This window comes from Streptomyces longwoodensis, from assembly GCF_001514125.1.
GTDB classification, from domain to species: Bacteria; Actinomycetota; Actinomycetes; order Streptomycetales; family Streptomycetaceae; genus Streptomyces; species Streptomyces longwoodensis.
On record NZ_KQ948571.1, the window covers coordinates 13,886 to 17,140 of the forward strand.

Here is a 3,255-nt window from a genome sequence, read left to right on the forward strand (position 1 = left end):
CACCACCCGCACCACCAGCCCCCTCACCCCCACCCCCAGACCAAACCCGAAGGTCGGTTTAGCGACCGGAGTTCGATCATCAAACCCCCGTTTCCCGCTCGACAGCTCCTCGCGTCCCCCTGCAGAACAGCTCAAGGATCGCTAGAGAAATGCATACCCGCAGGTCAGGGCGATTCGTCACCGGAGATCCCCTTGGAAAATACAGGGCAGGCGGTTTGGTATTGACGTACCCGGTGTGCTGTTTTTAGTCTGGTCGCGTCGCCGGTCCAGGCACGAGGGGACGGCCGCGGCGACCGCACACTCGGGCATCAGACAGGGGAGGACCGCGTGGACATCGAGGTACTGGGCGCACTGGCCGTACGGGAGAGAGGCATCTCCATCACGCCGACGGCCCCCAAGCCGCGCCAGGTGCTGGCCCTGCTGGCACTGCACGCCGACCGGGTGGTGCCGGTCAGTTCACTGATCGACGAGCTGTGGGGCGCCGCCCCGCCGCGCAGCGCCCGCACCACCCTGCAGACCTACGTCCTGCAGCTGCGCGAGCTCATCTCCGCCGCCCTGCAGGCCGCACCCCCGCAGCCGGACACCGACGGCGCCGCCCGGCGCACCGCCAAGGACGTCCTGGTGACCATGCCGAGCGGCTACCTGCTCGCCGCCGGCGGCGGCAGCAACGACGTGCGCACCTTCGAGCGCCTGGCCGGCACCGGCTACCGGGCCATGGACGCCGGCGACTACACCGCCGCCGCCCGCCAGCTGCGCGAGGCCCTGGGACTGTGGACCGGCACCGCCCTGGCCGACGTCCAGGCCGGCGCACAGCTGGAGATGGAGATCCGCCGCCTGGAGGAGAACCGGCTGTGCGCACTGGACCAGCGCATCGAGGCCGACCTCAAGCTCGGACGCCACCGCGAACTGCTCGCCGAACTGACCGTCCTGGTCAACCGCTACCGCACCCACGAGAGCCTGCACGGGCAGTTCATGCTCGCCCTGTACCGCTCCGGGCGCCGCGGCGAAGCCCTGGAGGTCTACCAGCGGCTGCGCGCCACCCTCGTGCGCGACCTGGGCCTTGAGCCCTCCGCCGAACTGCAGCGCCTGCAGCGCTCCATCCTCATGGCCCACCCCGAGACGACCGCCCTGGCGCCCGGCGCCACCGGCCGCCGCCTCGTCACCGCCACCTGACCCACCCCCCCCCGCAACCCAGGCCCGGCCACCCCCCAGGCCGCCGCCCCTGGCCCCCCGCCACCACCCCCAGCCGCCGGCCACCACCCCCGGCCCCCGGCACCCTCCCCGGCCGTCCCGGCCGCCCTGGCCACCACAGGCCCTCCCCCCTCCTCCTCGGCCCCCCCTTTTTCCGGCCGTCGAGTGCCTCCCCCCCACATGCACACGGCGGCGCGCCCTGCCAGGACGCGCCCCTGCCAGGCCGGCCCGGCGGCGGCCCGGTGCCCCCACCCGCGGGCACCGGGCCGCCGCCGCATCCCCGGCACCCCCGGCACCCCTGGGTCCCGGCCACAGGCCCCCCCACGCGCGCACCCGCACCGCACCCGCGCACCGCACCCGCACCTGCACGACCCCCTGGATCCCGCACGGATCCGAAAGGAAACATTCCGCATTCGCATTCGCATTCGCATTCGCATTCGCATGCGTATGTGCATTTCACCTGCACCGCTCAATCCCTCACGAAAGCAATTCCCGCCGCGCGCGGTCGAGCCGCTGTTCACCCGTTCTCGAGCCGGCCGTGCGACGGCCCCGGCGGACAGTCGAAACGTCCTCAAGCCCCGGTGGAGAAAAACCGGGTGCCGCGTGATTGCCGCTAGTGTGCTCCCGGCGACGGAATTCAGCCACGAGAGGAACCCGACGAGTACGGAGGAAAGCAGTGAAGATTCAGGTTCTGGGTCCCTTGAGCGCCGAGGTCAACGGGGGATCACTGGTCCCCACGGCCGGCAAGCCGCGGCAGATTCTCTCCCTGCTCGCCCTCTACCCCGGACGGGTGATGCCGGTCCCCACGCTCATGGAGGAGATCTGGGGAACCGAGCCGCCGCAGAGCGCGCTCACCACCCTGCAGACCTACATCCTGCAGCTGCGCCGGCACCTGGGCACCGCCATGGGACCCGACGCCCCCGGCCGGGCCAAGGAGGTGCTCGCCACCCGGCACGGCGGATACCTGCTGCAGATACCGCCCGAGTGCGTCGACGTGCACGAGTACGAACGCCTCGTCACCGAGGGCCGCTCGGCCTTCGAGGCCGGCGACGACGAGGCCTCCGCCGACCGCTTCCGCAAGGCGCTGGAGCTGTGGCGCGGACCCGCCCTGGTCGACGTGCGCGTCGGCCCGGTGCTCTCCATCGAGGTCATGCGCCTGGAGGAGAGCCGGCTGGGCACCGTGGAGCGGCGCATCGACGCCGACCTGCGCCTTGGCCGTCACTCCGAGCTCATCGCCGAGCTCGCCGAGCTGACCGCCCGCTACCCCCACCACGAAGGGCTGCACTCGCAGGCCATGGTGGCGCTGTACCGCTCCGGACGCCAGGCATCCGCCCTGGCCGTCTACCGCAAGCTGCGCATCCGCCTCATCGAGGAACTGGGCGTGGAGCCCTCGCCGCAGCTGCAGCGCCTGCACCACGCCATGCTGTCCGTCGACCCGCAGCTCGACGTCGTCGCCGGCGCCCGGCGCACCTCGACCTTCGACCTCTACGCCGCCTGAGGCCGACCGGAGCGGGGGCCGCATCGTACTGAGACGTCACACATCCACCACCGTGCACGGCACCCGGCTCCGGGTGCCGTGCACACGGCATTTCCCGCACCCCCACCCCCCGCCTCGCCCGCATTCCCAGTAGAACCCCGAAGAAGCACCCCGAAGAAGCATCCCGGCGCTTTCCCCACCTGATCCTTCCCGGGTCGTACGGCAATGACACACATCCCCCTCCCGCATTCCGTATCCGGCCGGATACGTGCCCCCGCGGGATGCGGAAAAGCAGCCGGAGGGCAAACGGAACGCGTCCCGGCCGGAAACGGAAAAGGGGCCCGGCCCGGCCGCGAACCCAAACGGAATCCGGCCGGCCGGTCGGGAGGGCGGGGGAAACACAACAAGCCGCCCCCGGACCCGGGCCGGGATGGCGGCCCAGGATCCGGGGGCGGGGGAGGGGCGGGTGAAAAGAGGAGGGGGGAGGGGGGAGGGGGGTTATTCCACCGGCTGCGGCTGCGGCTCGCCCTGCTCCCGCGAGGCGCCCGCCGGCGGCTCACCGCCCTGACGCCCGGCCGGGGTGCTGC

The 3,255-nt window shown here is 72.1% G+C and carries 2 protein-coding genes; both read left to right on the forward strand.

All coding sequences use genetic code 11. From position 1 onward, the window contains the following. The first annotated feature begins 327 nt into the window (after positions 1 to 327). Positions 328 to 1,173 (forward strand): AfsR/SARP family transcriptional regulator, encoded by an 846-nt coding sequence (locus AQJ30_RS36300; protein WP_067242497.1) that lies wholly within the window; start codon positions 328 to 330, stop codon positions 1,171 to 1,173. A gap of 694 nt (positions 1,174 to 1,867) precedes the next feature. Further along, complete coding sequence (locus tag AQJ30_RS36305) at positions 1,868 to 2,689, forward strand: AfsR/SARP family transcriptional regulator (RefSeq protein ID WP_067242499.1); 822 nt, start codon at positions 1,868 to 1,870, stop codon at positions 2,687 to 2,689. Positions 2,690 to 3,255 lie beyond the last annotated feature (566 nt).